The sequence below is a fragment of the Acinetobacter lwoffii genome, from assembly GCF_022967985.1.
Taxonomy (GTDB): Bacteria; Pseudomonadota; Gammaproteobacteria; order Pseudomonadales; family Moraxellaceae; genus Acinetobacter.
Window position 1 is genome coordinate 153,050 of the sequence record NZ_JALJVC010000003.1, and the last position, 17,944, is coordinate 170,993.

Here is a 17,944-nt window from a genome sequence, read left to right on the forward strand (position 1 = left end):
GCACAATCTATGTGCTTTTTTTAAACTGGCGTTTAGAATGAAAGGATTCATTCGCAGAACAAAAATAATGTTTTGGAGCAGCTATGTGGTTCTTGCTGGTACTGATTTTGGGGATAGGGGCGTTGGCGATCTGGATGTGGAAACGTCCGGATCCGGTGAAACGTGATCAGGCGAAGGCTGTACAACATGATTTATGGATTGAGCAGATTGATGCTCAACTGAAACATGCAGCACGTTTGAGTTCAGATCCGGAACATCCGAATTATGAACGTGCCTATCAGATTTATCAGGGGCTGGCCCAGCAACAGGAAATTCCACAAGCTTATGTAGGCATGGGCCTGATGCATCTGCAAGGTCTGGGACATGAGCAGAATACCGAAAAGGCGATTAGTTATCTAGAAAAAGCCTTTCGTCTGGGCAGTGATGATGCAGCCTATCATTTGGGGCAGATTCATGAAGGGGAGGCGTATCAACAGGCTGACCCGGAAAAAGCTTTGTATTGGTACCGACATGCGGTAGCACGTGGCAATCTGGATGCCCAGTACCGCATCACTGAACTTTCTTCGACCGAAGACCATCAAAATGAGACCGCTGCAGAGACACAGCGTCTGGCCTTGTTAATACAAAATGCCGGGCAGGGTCATGCCAATTCGCAGTATCAGCTGGCTCAATATTATTTAACAGATTCAGCGACCCAGGATTTAGTGCAAGGAATTCATTATCTGTTTCTGGCGGCGCAACAAGATCATTTGGCTGCCAATCAGCAGATTGCGAACTCTTATGCGCGTGGCCAGATTCTGCCTCAAGACCTGAAGCAATCGCTGCAATTTATTAAACGCTGTATCAGTCTCGGTGACCAGAAAGGTCTCTATGATTATTATGCCGGTGTGCTACAGGGCCGTATCGATACCGACCAGCGTCAGCGCGTGTTCCAGCATTTATTACAGCAGTCCAAAGAACACGCCGATGCACACGCTAAGACCTTAATCGGGCTGGCCTATTTTCATGGCTGGTATGTTGATAAAAATGAAACCATGGCATTTCGTTACTGGTCGGAAGCGGCCAACAGTCAGCATGCGCCTGCATTATGCATGATTGCTGCGCTGTATTTTGAGCAGCACCTGGTGGCCAACGAACCGCAAAAAGCATTTGAGTTATATCAGGCTGCCTATCAGCTTAGTCCTGATGATGTGTCTGCACAGATGGGGCTGGCGCTGTGTTATTTAAATGGTGTCGGTACAGTAAAAGACATTGCCAAAGCCACACAAATGATTCAGAGCGCGGCACAGCACTATTGGCAGATTGTGGCTCAGTCTGAAGCGGATTTAATTTATATCGTCGGGCGTTTTTATAGTCTGGCGGAATATCCATTGCCGACACGCGACAAAGCCGTCCAGTATCTGAATCAGGCGGTTGCGAAAGGCTCCAAGGAAGCAGCCTGGTTCCTGTATCAGGCTCTGTCAGGTATTTATCCTGTCTTTGTGAACAATTTAGAGTTGGCAAATCGCTATCTGCATCAAGCTGCGCAATTGGGTCATGCCCAGGCACAAGCAGAATTGGGCTTGAAGTATCTTGAAGGGCAACAGATTGCGCAGGATATTGCCTTAGGCTTGAGCTATCTGCAAAAAGCAGCCGCTCAGCAGAATGGTGTGGCGCTAAATGCTCTGGGTGAAGCCTATGAGCAAGGTCAAGGTGTTGAGAATAATATTGAGCAAGCCGTACAGTATTATCAGCAGGCGGCAGCGCAGGTGAATGCAGATGCCTATAGTCATCTTGGGCGTTTATATACCAAAGGCATTGGCGTGGAGCGTGATATTGGGATTGCACGGGACTGGCTGGAAAAGGGCAGTTTGCTCGGACATGAACGATCAATTGAATTATTGAAAAATGTGAATGCGTATTTGCAAATGAAATAAACTGGCTCAAATCATACGAGCTAAAAAAACCGCTGTCTAACAGCGGTTTTTTTATGAATCAAGCTTTGTTAAGGCAATTGTTTAATCGGGCTACCACCCAATGCCTGCATCAAGGTGACATAGGCATTATATTGATTCTGTCGGGTTTGCACCAAAGACAGCCGCGCATTGCGCGTAGTTTCCTGTGCATCCAGCAGGTTCTTTAAAGCGACTGCACCATTACGATAACGCACTTCAGTCAAGCGTTCAGTTCTTTCTGCCAGCTCAACATTGCGTTGCTGCAAAGCCACCTGCTTAGTGAGCTCAGTCCGATTCGACAAGGCATTTTCCACATCGGCAAAGGCTTCATACATGGTCTGGCGATACTGGATAATGGCTTTTTCATATTCCAGCTCATTGACTTGTAGATCACGTTTCATGTCATTCCATTGTAGGAAAGGCAAAGTCAGACCAGCACCTAAAGTTGCAACCGGATTTTTCAGGGCATTCGAGAGGGAAGTACTGCTGCCAATACCGGTGGTCAGATTACCGGTCAAACTAATGGATGGATAGTAGCTGGCTTTGTTGGCATCTTTATTGGCTAGTGCCTTACGCAAGCGCAGTTCAGTGGCTCGAAGGTCAGGGCGACGTGACAACAAACTCGCCGGTAAGTCAGCCTGAATACTCGGCAATTGAATATTCGGTAAACGGCTTGGCTCTTGAATCGCGAGCTGTTGAACCGGCATGTGCAGCAATACCGCGAGTCCGGTACGTGTTTCCACACGTTGCTGTTCAATCTGGCTTAAAGTCGCCTGTTGACTTTGAATTGCCTGTTCCGCCTGGGTTAAATCCAGACCGGATACTGCGCCGGCACGATATTGCACCCGCACCAGATCATAGGTTTTTTGCGCGGTCGCCAGATTTTGCTGTACCACACTATAACGTTCATTCAGATAAGCCAGTTGCCAGTACAATTGTGCCGTGGTGCCAATCAGGCTTTGTGCGGTTGCCTGCAAGTCTTCTTCAGAGGCCAGTGCTTCCCAGCGTGCCGCTTCAGTCTGATTGGCCAGTTTACCAAACAGGTCCAGCTCATAGCTTAAGTCCGGATAACCCAGTGAAAGACCCGTCGAAGAATCGCCGCCACCATCTAGGCTAAAACGATGGCCCGTTGAAATTCTTGCATCACCGACGCGAACGCCTTGCTGACTTTGAGCTTGTCTGGCTTGAATACGGGCCTGTTGTAAACTGATGCCGGCCACTGCCAGATCGGTATTCTGCGCCAATACTTCATTCACCAAATTATTTAATTGCGGATCTTTAAATAAAGTCCACCATTGATCTGCCAAAATATCGGCATGAATCTGCTGACTAAGCACCTTATTGTTTTGAAAGCTACCCGGCATATTGATCGCAGGCTGTTCATAGGGGGTTTTCACCACTGCGGCACAACCGACCAGCGAGCTTCCCAGCAACAGGGCACTGGCAAGCTTGGTTAAATTCATTTGCATATCAGATTCCTTATTCGCGAGAGAGCGCATCGACTGGATTCAGACGAGCAGCGTTACGTGCCGGGATAAAGCCAAACACAATCCCGATCAGGCTTGAGCAGACAAAGGCCGCTACAATCGAAGTGGTTGAATACGCCATCTGGAAAGTACCGCCGGCAAAATGGGTAATTAATTGGCCAATCCCGAGGGAAAGCAGCACACCCAAAATACCACCCAAGATACAGACCAGAACGGCTTCAATCAGGAATTGCTGCAAAATATCACTTTGACGGGCACCCACCGCCATACGCACACCAATTTCCTGAGTACGTTCGGTTACCGATACCAGCATGATATTCATTACGCCAATCCCGCCGACCACCAGTGAAATTACCGCAATTGCTGAAATCAGCAGAGTCATGGTCGCCGTGGTTTGCTGAATGGTTTCACGAATACTGTCGGCATTCTGGGTAAACACATCCTGCGCGCCATGTCGCTGTACCAGCAGATTCAGAATCGCATTTTCAGCCGCCGCACTTGGGTATTCATCCTTAATCCGCACAATGATGCTACGCACATTGGATTGCCCCAGCATACGGCTCATGACGGTGGAATACGGCAGATAGACATTCAGGCTGTCATTATTGCCCATCATGCCTTTTTGCGCGTCAATCACCCCGATAATCCGGCTCGGTACGCTCCCGAGTAAAATCACCTGACCCACCGGATTGGTGCCATCCTTAAAGAAGGTGTTTTTGGTATTGGTGTCAATGACGACATCTTGCGCCTGTTGCATGACGCTACTGCGGTCAAAAGGCTGACCGGACTGGAAAGTCATGCCACGCACGTAGAAGAAATCTTCACTGACGCCGTTGACCGTAGCTGAAGCTTCGATTTCTTTATAACGGCCGGTGACACTGCTATTCACCGATGGGCTGACGCCATCGACATACGGTTGTTCAGCTAGCGCATCGGCATCGGCCGGAATCAGGGTTTTGGACTGTGAAGATCTGGAATTATCCCCAAAGCCTCGACCCTGAAATACGGTAATGGTATTGGTCCCCAGACTGCTGATATTTTCCAGAATCTGCTTTTGTGAGCCATTACCGAGTGCCACCACCGAGACCACCGAAGCAATACCGATAATGATTCCGAGCATGGTGAGGAAAGTCCGCATGCGATGTGCATTCATGGCCAGCAAGGCCATCCGGAAGGCTTCACCCAGACGGTCAACTGCAGAACGCCATGAAGAAATCTTTTTTTGTTCACTGCGGATCAGCGGCTGTTTTTCCAGATGCTCTTCGACTTCAGGAACATTGGGCTGGTCGGAAATGATATTACCGTCTGAAATCTCGATAATCCGGGTCGCATTTTTCGCTACATTATGATCATGCGTGACCAGAATGATGGTATGACCTTTGGCATTCAGTTCACGCAAAATACGCATCACTTCAATACCGCTGTTCTTGTCCAATGCACCTGTCGGTTCATCGGCCAGAATCACGTCACCGCCATTCATTAGCGCACGGGCAATCGAAACCCGTTGCTGCTGACCACCAGAGAGCTGGCTCGGACGGTTCTGGGTTTTTTCACCCAGACCGAGATCAGTCAGAATCTTGACGGCTCGCGCATGCCGTTCAGATGAATCCGCACCGGCATAAATCGCAGGGACTTCGACATTGCCTGCTGCATTTAAATCGCCCAGCAGATGATAACGCTGAAAAATAAAGCCGAAATATTCACGGCGTAATTGCGCCAGTTCATCCGCTTCCAGTTCCCGGGTTTCACGGCCTTTGACCTTGTAGCTACCCGTGGTCGGTTTGTCCAGACAACCCAGAATGTTCATCAGGGTCGATTTACCGGAACCGGACTGACCGACAATCGCCACCAGTTCACCCGGATAAATCTCTAGATTCACCCCTTTTAAAATCTGGACCGTGCTTTCACCCGCAGGGAATTCACGAACCAGATTTTTCACCTCGAGGAGAGGCTGTTGTTGTGAATTCATGCTTACATTCTCATTGGGCCACGGCTATTGCCACCGCGTTTTGCTGCATCATTGGAGGTATCAGAACCATCGGCAATCACCACCTGATCACCACGTTTTAAACCTTTCAGCACTTGCGCAGTCGCGCGGTTATTCAAACCGATTAATACAGGGGTTGGTTTTGCAGTACCATCGGCTTGCAAGACACGAACCATGCCACGCTGTGCTTTACCTTGCTCAATCAGCGCAAGTTCTGCTTCAGACAGGTTTAGACGCGCTGGACGTTCACCGGCAGGGCGGTTGCCTTGAGCCGATTCAGCTTCAGAACGTGATGCCGGGCCGCCTTCACCGCGAGAACCCTCACCACGCGCTTCACCACGATTGGCACGTGGCAGACGGTTTGAACCTTGAATGGCTGCAGCAGGAATGGTCAGTACATTTTTGGCTTCATCCAGCACGATATAAACTTGCGCCGTCATATCAATACGCAATTTTCCATCTTCATTCGGGACATCGAACAATGCGTTGTAATAAACCGCAGAACTTGACGATGAGCTTGAGGTATTGCTATCGGTATTAATTGAATTGGGTGCAGGCTCAACTTGACGCAGTTTGGCGTAAATCTTTTTCTCGTTATTGCCTAAGGTAGTGAAATAAACCGTTTGACCTTCTTCAACTTTCATGACATCTGCTTCAGAAATTTCAGCTTTAATGGTCATGGTGTCCAGTTTTGCCAGTTTCACAATAGTCGGCGCACTCTGGTTGGCGTTTACAGTCTGACCTTCTTCGGTCACAATCGCCACAATCGTGCCATCCATCGGCGCCACAATCTGGGTGTAACCAAGATCTTCTTTGGCAGTCGCCAGCGTCAAACGCGACTGTTCAATCTGTGCATTGATGGCGGTGATATCCGCTTGCGCCGTTTTATAGTTCGCAAATGCCGATTCCAGCTCTGAGCGAGAAGTGGCATCCTGTGCATACATGGCTTTCTGACGGTTGTATTCAGCTTCAACTTTAGCCAAATTCGCCTGTCTTACTGCAAGTTGTGCCATCTGATTTTTAATGCTGGCTTCAGCGGTTTTTAAATCATTTTCCTGACGAACGGAGTCAATCCGCGCAATCAGCTGACCTTGCTTGACCTGATCGCCCAGTTCTACATACATTTTTCTGACCTGACCCGAAACCTGCGCCCCCACGCTGACCATCTTGGTCGCTTCCAGAATACCAGTCGCCAGTACAGAGCTTTCGATATCGCCCTGGGTGACTTCAGCCGTAATATATTGCGGAGGCTGTTCTTTGGGTTTGAGGAAGTACCACCCCGCAGCGATGAGCGCAATGGCAATCACGGCGGCCATAATCAATTTCGTCGGTTTTATTTTTGGCATGATCAATATCGGTTCAAAATCAGAGAATTGTGAACGATTATAAAAGCGAAATTAGGATAAATCGTGTATTTTTTTAAACTAATAGGAATGATTATTATTTTATTTTTCGAATTTTGACAAAGACTTAGTGAAATAGGGGCTTGCCACAGATACTGGAAATCGCCTGTAGTACCAAATGCTCCGGATTTTCATGTCCGAGTCCTTTAATTGAGGCATCAATTCTTAATAATAACTCCGGCCAGGCCAGAAAAGTCTGTGGGCTGAGACGGCGCAAGGCTTGTTGATATAACCCGACTTTGGTTTTCCAGATCCCGATTTGCAAGGCATTTTGCGGTTGTTCAAACAGCTGCATCAACAGACGCATTTCCTTGCTGAGACTCCATAAAATCAGGCTCATCGGTTCACCTGAAACGACTAGATACTGAAAAATTTTGATCGACTGGGAAAGATTACCTTGTAGCAGGGCATCGCTCAAATCATAGGTGCTATAACGTGACTGATCTTGTAAACATGCATATAAATGATCAACCTGAATGATATCGACTTCAGCAAAGGTATCGCTAACCCGCATCAGGCTGTTCTTTGCTGCAAGCAGGTTGTGCTCATGATGTTGTTCCAGCCATTGCCAGGCATCATTGGCTAAACGAATGCCGAGTTTTTCAGCTTCAATACCCAGAATCTGCTGCCGGTCTTTTGGATAATTGGCCACCAGCGAAACATTCACACCATTGGCATCAATCAGCTGAAAGAAACTGGATTTCAGGCTGTTACTATCCTGTTTGGGCATCACCACCAACAGCAGGTTTTGTTCATTATGCTGCAAATAGTTTTTCAGTAACTTGATTGCGCTGGCATCCGGTTTGATATTGCCATGTACTTCAATCGCCAACTGGGTTGAAAACAGCGACAAGCTGTTCAAGGCATTAAAGACGGTTTTCCAGTCGGCGACCGAACTAATGTCATAGCGTTGACGTTCAATGTCCTGCTTTTGCCAGCTGGCCCGAAAGGCATCAATTAAATTCTGTTCCAGCAAAGGCTCTTGACCATGCAAGACCCAAGCACCGCGAGCTTCATCGACACGTTTCAGGGCTTGCAGATAATCAAGTTTCATAAAGAGGTCTTATTGAGCAGGTTGCGCTGAGGTATTTTGTTTGGCTAAGGGTAAGCGGTTCGATGAAATCTGACGCGCGATCTGCTGCGCCACATCATCAATAATGACCTGATTCAGATATTTTTGTTCCTGGTCATCGGTGTTGACCGTTTCAATATCATATTGATACGTACGTGTTGCCACGACAGTGCGTGGTTCAGTGATCGGATTGCCTTGTGCATCTTCAATCCGGAAAGTCACGTTTAAACGTAATAAGGTTTCAACCAGTTTACCGTTCAGTTCCAGACGGCGAGGAGTGTAATCCAGGACACGTAACACATAAGCTTTAGGTGCATTACTTAGCTGTACGCCTGCAGCACCGAGGTAAACTGCCAGTTTCTCTTGCAGTTCTTCAGTGTTGGGCGGTAAAGACAGGCTCATGACAGAGTAAGCAACAGGTGCGGAGCTCGGATTGGTTCCTTTCAGGTGAAAACCACAGCCGACTAAGCCTGCACTCAGACCACAAGTTAAAACAATTGCTGCTAAACGTTTGCCCAAATGCATGTGTTGCCCTCTATGCTTCCCGAAGGGGAATATTTGAAATCCTGAACTGGATTGTAAAGTCAAAGCCCGTTGGCTGGCAACGGGCTTTGTTTGGGAATTGTGAAATCCTTCATAAAGTTCCTTCTCCCTTTGGGAGAAGGTTAGGATGAGGGGTTATATATTTACCTCTCCCTAGCCCTCTCCTGAGAGGAGAAGGAACTTAAGGATTTAAACCACCAAATTCACTAATTTATTCGGTACCACAATTTCTTTCTTGGTTGGACCCGTCAAGAATTGCTGAACTTCAGGCAATGCTTTGGCTTGAGCCAAGATGTCATCTTTAGAGGCATCTACAGATACTTCTAACTTGCCACGGAGTTTACCGTTGACTTGAACCACGATGGTTTGCGTATTACGTGTCAGCGCAGACTCATCTACCGCAGGGAACAAAGTTGAATTCAATTCAATCCCAAATTCAGCCAATAAAGTCTGGCTTAAATGCGGTGCAAATGGTGCAAGTAAAGTTAACAGCGTGGTAATTGATTCACGTGCAACAGCAACGTCATTGTCATCTTGGGCTTCAAACTTGTTGTTGGCGTTTAGAAGTTCCATCAATGCAGCAATGGCAGTGTTAAATGCATGACGACGTTCGATGTCATCACCGACTTTTTGGATGGTTTCGTGTGTCTTACGACGTAGGTCTTGCGCAGCCGTAGACAGTGCCGATTTGTCGATGTTTGCAGCAGTATTCGCTTTTTCAAGGAAACCTGTTGCTAAACGCCATACACGTTTCAGGAAGCGGTTTGCACCTTCAACACCGGCATCAGACCATTCCAGTGATTGATCAGGTGGTGCTGCGAACATCATGAACACGCGTGCCGTATCTGCACCGTACTGGTCAATAATCGATTGTGGGTCGATACCGTTATTTTTCGATTTCGACATTTTTTCCTGACCACCAACCACAACTTCCTGGCCATCTTCTTTATATTTTGCAGAAAGCACACGGCCTTTTTCGTCTTTTTCAAGTTCGATATCTGCCGGGTTAAACCAGGTTTTCTTGCCAGATTCAGCTTCACGATAGAAGGTATCTGCAAGCACCATCCCTTGCGTTAACAAGTTAGTGAATGGTTCATTGCCTTGTACCACGCCTTCATCACGCATCAATTTGTGGAAGAAGCGTGCATAAAGCAAATGCAGAATCGCGTGTTCAACACCACCGATGTATTGGTTGACAGGTAACCAAGTTTGACCCGCTTCAGGTTTCACCATGCCACCCGTAAAGTCTGGAGATGCATAACGTGCATAGTACCAAGATGATTCCACGAAGGTATCTAGCGTATCTGTTTCACGACGAGCATCGCCACCACAGCTTGGGCATGACGTTTCGTAGAATTCAGGCATTTTGTTCAACGGGTTACCTGAACCATCTGGAACAACGTCAGTCGGAAGAACCACAGGAAGCTGCTCTTCAGGTACTGGCACTTGACCACATGATGGACAGTTAATCATTGGAATTGGACAACCCCAATAACGCTGACGGGAAACACCCCAGTCACGTAAACGGAATTGAACCTTAGAACTTGCCAGGCCTGTTGGTTCTAATTTGGCAAGGAATGCATCGTATGCACCCTGGAAATCTAGACCGTCAAATTCGCCTGAATTAACCAGTTTACCTTCTTTAGAGCCATACCATTCTTGCCACTCTGTCTCAGAGAACTCAGCATCATCTGCGCCTTTGGCATCAATCACTTGCTTGATGGTCAAACTATATTTATTGGCAAATTCGAAGTCACGTTCATCGTGTGATGGAACTGCCATCACCGCACCTGAACCATAAGACATCAATACATAGTTGGCGATCCAGACCGGAACTTCTTCGCCAGTCACAGGATGCTTCACAGAAAGACCGGTTGCCATGCCTTTCTTCTCGGCAGTCGCAAGATCTGCTTCTGCCACAGAACCCATACGGCATTCTTCAATGAATGCAGCCAATTCTGGGTTTGTTTCAGCCGCTTTCAGCGCCATCGGGTGTTCTGCTGCAACTGCAACATAGGTCACGCCCATCAAGGTATCGGCACGGGTAGTGAATACCGTTAAACCGTCTGCATAGATTTCTGGATTTGCTGAAGGGAAGGTGATGTCCATCCCTTGTGAGCGGCCAATCCAGTTACGCTGCATGGTCAGGACCTGTTGTGGCCAGCCATCTTTAAGCGTGTCTAGGTCGTCAAGTAACTCTTGCGCATAATCGGTAATGCGGAAGTAGTACATTGGAATATCACGTTTTTCTACCAATGCACCTGAACGCCAGCCGCGACCATTTTCAACCTGTTCGTTGGCAAGAACAGTCTGATCAACTGGATCCCAGTTCACGGTTGAAAGCTTACGGTAGATCAAGCCTTTTTTATAAAGTTGAACAAATAACCATTGTTCCCAGCGATAGTATTCAGGGGTACAGGTCGCAAATTCGCGATCCCAGTCCACTGCAAGACCGAGTTTTTTTAACTGGTCGCGCATGTAAGCAATATTTTCAAATGTCCATTTTGCTGGTGCAACCTGATGTGCAATCGCTGCGTTTTCAGCAGGTAGACCGAAAGCATCCCAACCCATTGGTTGTAGGACCGTTTCACCTTTTAAGCGATGGAAACGGCTGATCACGTCACCAATCGTATAGTTACGCACATGACCCATATGTAGCTTGCCACTTGGGTAAGGGAACATCGAGAGAATATAACGACGTGGACCTTCTACTTTGTCGGCAACTTTAAAGGCTTTGCGAGATTCCCAATCCTGTTGGACTTGAGGCTCAATCGCACTGGCTTGATATTCGGAATCAATGTGAGTAGTCATAAACGTATCAGTGAATTACGGTGAAAAAAGTCTGTTGCACAGCATAGCGCAAAATGTACCTAAAAGTGAATTTTGCGCCGGCATTTCCCGAAGAAAAAACCTGCTGTTCTATATAGAGGTGTCTTATAAAGCAACTGCACGATTTTTAGATTGCTGCAAGGCTTCGTTGGCTTCACGTTGTTGCTGGTCCTGATTCGCAGGAACTTGAGGGGCTTGTTGCTGTTGTTCTTGAGGTGTGTTCTCGGTTTGAACTTCAGTTTCAGTCGTTCTAGATGATGCTGGTGCTGAATTTTTCCAGCCATAGGTATCCACTGTGGTGGCTTTTTTCGCAGATTTCGGTGGTGGCGTCTTGGTATAATGCGTGACACCTTTCGCATCGACCCATTTATGATACTGGATCGCGGAAGCGCTGGTGCTACAGATGCTCAAAACAACTGCGCAACTCAAACTGAAGGCGGTTAAAAAAGATATTTTCATTGTTTTTGGGCCTCGGCTTGCTAGGCATGGAATACTGCAATTATTGTAGTGATATTTTCAGTAAAAATGATGGATTTTTATCTGCTTTATTCAAAGCTAACTGCTTAAATAAGCTCAATCTAGCGTATAAGAAATCAGAGACAAATCTTCGTATACAAAATTTATTGATAAACAATTTCCTTTCATTTAATAAAAATTCATTCATTTTTTTTATATAAGACATATTAAAAATTTATAAAATTAAACCATTAACCCTATGAATTTTATTGGATTAGATTAAGAAAGAAGAGAGTCAATGCATGGCTGTAAACTGATATTGCTGTAAAAAACAGCAGATCTAGGCGCTATAAACATGGATTGCCTGTTTTTTAAACTTGACTTTAAAGCCTGAAAACACAAGAATGCTGCAATAGTTTTATATGCCTTAGATCGATCACCCTTCGACTAAGTGTCATTTCATGCAGTGGGCGATTTCTCTAGCCGAGAAATTGAACAAAGCTAAGCAAAATATGTTTATCCCAACATGTTTTAGGTCTTGTATTGCTCGAACAGCAAAGAGATCAGATTTTTTTCCTATTGCTATGAAAACTATGAAGTTTGTGTGCTATAACAGTGCAGACAGTTAACAAATGAAACACTGCAAATGCCTCCCATTTGTGCAGTGAATAATATTAGGGTGAATCACGTTGGAACTTCTATCTGGTGGTGAAATGCTTGTTCGCGCATTAGCGGACGAAGGCGTTGAACATGTTTTTGGATACCCAGGCGGCGCAGTTCTTCATATTTATGATGCGCTATTTCAACAAGACAGAATCAATCATTATCTCGTACGTCACGAACAGGCTGCTGGTCACATGGCCGATGCTTACTCACGCGTGACAGGCAAGACCGGTGTTGTGCTGGTGACTTCAGGTCCGGGCGCAACCAACACGGTGACCCCAATTGCAACGGCCTATATGGACTCAATCCCGATGGTGATTTTGTCAGGTCAGGTTGCGAGTCATCTGATTGGTGAAGATGCATTTCAGGAAACCGATATGGTCGGTATTTCACGTCCTATCGTGAAACATAGCTTCCAGGTGCGTCATGCCAGCGAAATTCCTGCGATTATCAAGAAAGCCTTCTATATTGCGTCTTCAGGTCGTCCAGGTCCTGTAGTGATTGATATTCCAAAGGATGCGACCAATCCTGCAGAGAAATTTGCTTACGAATACCCAGAAAAAGTGAAGATGCGTTCGTATCAGCCACCGTTCCGTGGTCACTCAGGTCAAATTCGTAAAGCGATTGAAGAACTGATCCATGCTAAACGCCCAGTTATTTACTCAGGCGGTGGTGTGGTTCAAGGCAATGCTTCAGCACAATTGACAGAGCTTGCGCATCTATTGGGTTATCCAGTGACCAATACCTTGATGGGTCTTGGCGCATTCCCGGGTGATGATGAACAGTTCATCGGTATGTTGGGTATGCACGGTACTTATGAAGCTAACATGACCATGCACAATGCAGATGTAATTCTGTGTGTGGGTGCGCGTTTCGATGACCGTGTGACCAACAATCCTGCAAAATTCTGTCCAAATGCTAAAGTCATTCATATAGATATCGACCCAGCGACAATCTCAAAAACCATTATGGCGCACATTCCAATTGTCGGTGCTGTAGAGCCTGTACTGAATGAGATGTTGAACCAGTTGAAACAGCTTAATGTTTCTAAGCCAAATCCTGAAGCGATTGCGGCATGGTGGAAACAGATCAATGAATGGCGCAAGGTTCATGGCGGTCGTTTTGAAGCGGGTGTTGATGGCGTGATGAAGCCACAACAAGTGGTTCAGGCATTGGATAAAGTGACCAATGGCGAAGCGATCATTACTTCTGATGTCGGTCAGCATCAGATGTTTGGTGCGATGTATTACAAATACAAACGTCCACGTCAATGGATCAACTCAGGTGGTCTAGGCACCATGGGTGTAGGCTTGCCGTATGCAATGGCTGCGAAGCTTGCATACCCGGAACAGCAAGTGGTGTGTATCACCGGTGAAGCATCGATTCAGATGTGTATCCAGGAACTGTCGACCTGTAAGCAATATGGCCTGAATGTAAAAATCCTGTGCCTGAATAACCAGTCTTTAGGGATGGTGAAGCAGTGGCAAGATATGAACTATGAAGGACGTCATTCAAGTTCTTATGTAGATTCATTGCCTGATTTTGCCAAACTGATGGAAGCCTATGGTCATGTCGGTATTCAGATTAATCATGCCGATGAGCTAGAGTCGAAGCTTGCAGAAGCGATGGCGATTAACGACAAGTGCGTATTTATTAACGTTATGGTAGATCGTACCGAGCACGTTTATCCGATGTTGATTGCGGGTCAGTCGATGCAGGATATGTGGTTGGCTAAAGGGGAGCGCACGAAATGAGACATATTATCTCTGTACTCGTAGAAAACGAATCAGGCGCGCTTTCCCGTTTAGTGGGTTTGTTTTCACAGCGTGGCTACAATATCGAAACATTGAATGTTGCTCCGACTGAAGATCCAACGCTTTCACGTTTGACATTGACCACTTATGGTGATGATCACAAGATTGAGCAAATTACCAAACAGCTTAACAAGTTGGTTGAAGTGGTGAAAGTGGTTGACCTGTCTGAAGGTGCACATATTGAGCGTGAATTGATGCTGATTAAAGTCAAAGCATTGGGTTCATCGCGTGACGAAATCAAACGTACGGCAGATATTTTCCGTGGTCAGATTGTCGATGTAACACCAACGACCTATACCATTCAAATCGCGGGTACCACTGAAAAAGTGGATGCGTTTATTGATGCACTTGCAGAACACACGATTTTAGAAGTGGTTCGTTCAGGTGTATCAGGTATCGCACGCGGCGAAAAAGTACTCACCATCTAAATTTTAAGTATTTCCTCATCTGAATAAGAAGAGGGTATCAGGCAATGTAAATTTAAGGGTCATTGCCTGATTTAACGGACAAACAAGCATTTAAGCGGAGACAGCAATGCAAATTTTTTACGATAAAGACTGTGACTTATCTATCATCCAATCTAAGAAAGTAGCGATCATTGGTTACGGTTCACAAGGCCACGCGCATGCGCTTAACCTGAAAGATTCTGGTGTTGACGTAACTGTAGGTTTACGTGCGAACTCTGCTTCTTGGAAGAAAGCTGAAAATTCAGGTCTTAAAGTTGCTGAAGTTCCTGCTGCTGTAGCACAAGCTGACGTAGTGATGATTTTGACTCCAGATGAGTTCCAATCTCAACTTTACCGTGACGTAATTGAGCCAAACATCAAGCAAGGCGCGACTTTAGCATTTGCTCATGGTTTCTCGATTCTTTATAACCAAGTTGTTCCACGTGCTGACTTAGACGTAATCATGGTTGCGCCTAAAGCTCCTGGTCACACAGTACGTTCTGAATACCAACGTGGTTCAGGTGTTCCTGATCTTATCGCGATTCACCAAGATGCTTCTGGTAATGCGCGTAACGTTGCTCTTTCTTACGCTTCAGGTGTAGGTGGCGGCCGTACAGGTATCATCGAAACTTCATTCCGTGAAGAAACTGAAACTGACCTTTTTGGTGAGCAAGCAGTTCTTTGTGGTGGTGCTGTTGAATTGGTTAAAATGGGCTTCGAGACTCTTGTTGAAGCTGGCTATGCTCCAGAAATGGCGTATTTCGAATGTCTACACGAACTTAAATTGATCGTTGACTTGATGTTCGAAGGCGGTATCGCGGACATGAACTACTCAGTGTCAAACAACGCTGAATACGGCGAATATGTAACGGGTACTGAAGTAATCAACGAACAGTCTCGTGAAGCAATGCGTAATGCGCTTAAGCGTATTCAATCTGGTGAATACGCGAAGATGTTCATTCAAGAAGGTGCGTTGAACTACCCATCTATGACTGCTCGTCGTCGTCAAAACGCTGCTCACGGTATCGAAGTAACTGGTAACAAACTTCGTGCAATGATGCCTTGGATTCAAGCAAACAAAATCGTTGATAAAGAGAAAAATTAATTTCTCGAATCAATTGATTTGAATGCGAAAACCCACTTAATTTGAGTGGGTTTTTTATTTCTATGTTTACGTGCCATTAAAAAATGGGAAAGCAGTGCTTTTTCATTTTTTCATACCTTGGATTCAAACAAAAAAATCGTTGATAAAGAGAAAAACTAATCTCTTAATTGGCTGATTTGTATGCTATAAAAGCCCTGCGAAAGCGGGGTTTTTTATTGGATAAGAATAATGATTTTATATAAATATGTTGGCTTTGATGCTGGTTTAAAAATATTAGAAACAAGTACTTTAGGCTTTTCTTTGCCGCGCGATTTTAATGATCCATTTGAGGTGACGGCTTTAGCTTTAATGGGGGAAACGGTAAATGTTGGTATAGAAACGCAAGCTGTAAGAAGTCGGTTTATCAATAAATATGCAGTATTGTCTTTAACTCGAGCCCCCTTAAATCCTTTAATGTGGTCTCATTATGCAGATAGTCATAAAGGAATGGTGATCGGGATTGATACAGAGAAGGCAGGTTTAGAAAGTTTTGAAAATTATACGATTCCTGCTCAGAGAGGAGAGATGATTTATGTGAATACAGTGCCACAACATATTAATTCAATAGATGCCGTGCAATTAATGCAAATTGGAAGTAAGCATCATATATGGTGGGAATCTCATGAGAGATTACTGAAACATGCTTTTCTTTATAAGCAATTACATTGGGCTTATGAAGAAGAAGTAAGAGTTGTGAAATGCTTGGAAAGTGATCAATACCATTCTTATTATTCAAAAGATGATTACGAATTTGAGTTGGATGGAGAAAAGTGGGGAAGAAAATATATTGGATTAAGGGGAATCTTCTTAAAAAAAATTCCATCAGATGCATTTGTTGAGATATATCTTGGAGAAAATGGTTATCGTGATCAAAGAAGGCAATGTAATAATTTAATTGATAATTATAAAGTTTATAAAATCGAACAGCTAAAAGAGTTTAGTCGAAATATGATCCTAGACAAAATAATGGACAGCACGTCCCTCTAAAGATAACGTAACTTTAATCTTTGGAGATTCAAGAAATGGCTAAACGTTTTAGTCCCGAATTTAAACAGCAAGCGATTGATTATGCACTTTCAAACTCACACGAGTCTGTAGCTGCAATCGCCCAGAAATTAGGTGTGGGTTATTCAACATTAGATAAATGGATTCGTGAAACCAATCCGGCAGGTTCAAGCAAACGTCAACTTTCACCAGAACAACAGCGGATCGTGGAATTAGAGAAAGAAGTCAAACAGCTCAAGGAAGCCAATGACATCTTAAAAAAAGCGCATGTGTACTTTCTAACAGATCATGCCAAGAAAAGTACACGGTAATTCAAGATCTAGATATGAATGAAGTCACCGTATCTTCTGCCTGTAAATACCTAGGTGTCAGCACTTCAGGCTATTATGCCTGGCGAAAACGTCAAGCCAATACGGCACAGAAATATAATGACTTAAAAGCCGTATATTGGCAGCATCATGCACGATTGGGTGCACCTTCATTAGTACATGACATGCATGATTTAGGTTACAACATGAGCGAACGTACTATTGGAAGGATGCTAAAAAAGCTTGGTTTACGTAGCAGGATTGCGCGTAAATACAAGCATACGACTGATTCAACCCATCGTTTGCCTACAGCACCCAACTTGTTGGATCGCCAATTTACAGTTACTCAGCCTAATAAAGTCTGGACAACAGACATTACCTATATCCGCACTAAAGAAGGTTGGTTGTATTTATGTGTGATGCTAGATTTATTTAGCCGTCGTATCGTGGGGTGGCAAACCAGCCATCGAATAGACCGCCAGTTGGTGTGTGATACGTTTAACTATGCAATGGCTCGTCAGGGTTATCCAACTGGTGTTATGGTTCATTCGGACCAAGGCTCACAGTACTGTAGTCGTGATTTTAGAGCGCTGTTACTGAAAAATGATTGTACTCAGAGTATGTCTAGACGTGGAAACTGTTGGGATAATGCAGTGACTGAAAGCTTCTTTCATACATTAAAAGGTCATGTGGTACATGGCAGTGTGTTTTCGACTCGAAAAGAGGCGAATGCGGTCTTGTTTGATTATATTGAGATTTATTACAATCGGGTCAGAAGGCATTCTGCAAACGGCTGGTTAAGTCCAGAAGCCTTTGAACAGAAATATTTCAAGAATTTAGAGGGATCGATTGT

13 protein-coding genes are annotated in these 17,944 nt (G+C 45.2%); 6 read left to right on the plus strand and 7 right to left on the minus strand.

Features of this window, described 5'->3' with window-relative positions:
* Positions 1-83 precede the first annotated feature (83 nt).
* Positions 84-1,916, plus strand: a complete 1,833-nt coding sequence (locus MWG72_RS03630) for a tetratricopeptide repeat protein (RefSeq protein ID WP_247143245.1) — start codon at positions 84-86, stop codon at positions 1,914-1,916.
* Between the two features lie 68 nt (positions 1,917-1,984).
* Here MWG72_RS03630 and MWG72_RS03635 read toward each other — a convergent pair whose 3' ends face one another.
* The 7 genes from MWG72_RS03635 to MWG72_RS03665 all read right to left on the minus strand — a co-directional run bounded on the left by MWG72_RS03635 (position 1,985) and on the right by MWG72_RS03665 (position 11,714).
* Positions 1,985-3,403 carry an efflux transporter outer membrane subunit gene (locus MWG72_RS03635; protein ID WP_247143246.1) on the minus strand — a complete coding sequence of 473 codons (1,419 nt, stop codon included), beginning with the start codon at positions 3,401-3,403 and terminating at the stop codon, positions 1,985-1,987.
* Between the two features lie 10 nt (positions 3,404-3,413).
* Positions 3,414-5,390 (minus strand): MacB family efflux pump subunit, encoded by a 1,977-nt coding sequence (locus MWG72_RS03640; RefSeq protein ID WP_005245974.1) that lies wholly within the window; start codon positions 5,388-5,390, stop codon positions 3,414-3,416.
* Between the two features lie 2 nt (positions 5,391-5,392).
* Positions 5,393-6,754 (minus strand): MacA family efflux pump subunit, encoded by a 1,362-nt coding sequence (locus MWG72_RS03645; protein WP_191112064.1) that lies wholly within the window; start codon positions 6,752-6,754, stop codon positions 5,393-5,395.
* A 124-nt stretch (positions 6,755-6,878) separates the two neighbouring features.
* The gene (gene holA / locus MWG72_RS03650; RefSeq protein WP_247143247.1) at positions 6,879-7,865 is read right to left on the minus strand and encodes a DNA polymerase III subunit delta; all 987 of its coding nucleotides are present in this window, start codon (positions 7,863-7,865) and stop codon (positions 6,879-6,881) included.
* A gap of 9 nt (positions 7,866-7,874) precedes the next feature.
* Entirely contained in the window at positions 7,875-8,408 is a 534-nt protein-coding gene (locus tag MWG72_RS03655) for an LPS-assembly lipoprotein LptE (RefSeq protein ID WP_153567027.1), read from the minus strand.
* A 207-nt stretch (positions 8,409-8,615) separates the two neighbouring features.
* Positions 8,616-11,237, minus strand: coding sequence for a leucine--tRNA ligase (gene leuS, locus MWG72_RS03660; RefSeq protein ID WP_247143248.1), 2,622 nt, complete (start codon positions 11,235-11,237; stop codon positions 8,616-8,618).
* A gap of 123 nt (positions 11,238-11,360) precedes the next feature.
* Complete coding sequence (locus MWG72_RS03665) at positions 11,361-11,714, minus strand: DUF4124 domain-containing protein (RefSeq protein ID WP_005250747.1); 354 nt, start codon at positions 11,712-11,714, stop codon at positions 11,361-11,363.
* A gap of 686 nt (positions 11,715-12,400) precedes the next feature.
* On the opposite strand from MWG72_RS03665, the gene MWG72_RS03670 reads away from it, so the two are divergent.
* The 5 genes from MWG72_RS03670 to MWG72_RS03690 form a co-directional block, all read left to right on the plus strand.
* On the plus strand, positions 12,401-14,128 hold the full coding sequence (locus tag MWG72_RS03670; RefSeq protein WP_004278370.1) for an acetolactate synthase 3 large subunit: 1,728 nt from the start codon (positions 12,401-12,403) through the stop codon (positions 14,126-14,128).
* Positions 14,125-14,616, plus strand: coding sequence for an acetolactate synthase small subunit (gene ilvN, locus MWG72_RS03675; RefSeq protein WP_004278369.1), 492 nt, complete (start codon positions 14,125-14,127; stop codon positions 14,614-14,616). Before MWG72_RS03670 ends, ilvN begins: the two co-directional genes overlap by 4 nt.
* Positions 14,617-14,722: 106 nt before the next feature.
* Positions 14,723-15,739 (plus strand): ketol-acid reductoisomerase, encoded by a 1,017-nt coding sequence (gene ilvC / locus MWG72_RS03680; RefSeq protein ID WP_004278368.1) that lies wholly within the window; start codon positions 14,723-14,725, stop codon positions 15,737-15,739.
* 228 nt (positions 15,740-15,967) lie between these two features.
* Positions 15,968-16,765: a DUF2971 domain-containing protein gene (locus MWG72_RS03685; protein ID WP_247143249.1), complete on the plus strand. Its 798-nt coding sequence runs from the start codon at positions 15,968-15,970 to the stop codon at positions 16,763-16,765.
* 35 nt (positions 16,766-16,800) lie between these two features.
* Positions 16,801-17,944 (plus strand): IS3 family transposase gene (locus MWG72_RS03690; protein WP_247143250.1). Its coding sequence is split into 2 segments (ribosomal slippage), with 1,145 coding nucleotides annotated over them: positions 16,801-17,035 and positions 17,035-17,944; the frame shifts between segments, so codons are not numbered across the junction. This gene is flagged as partial in the annotation.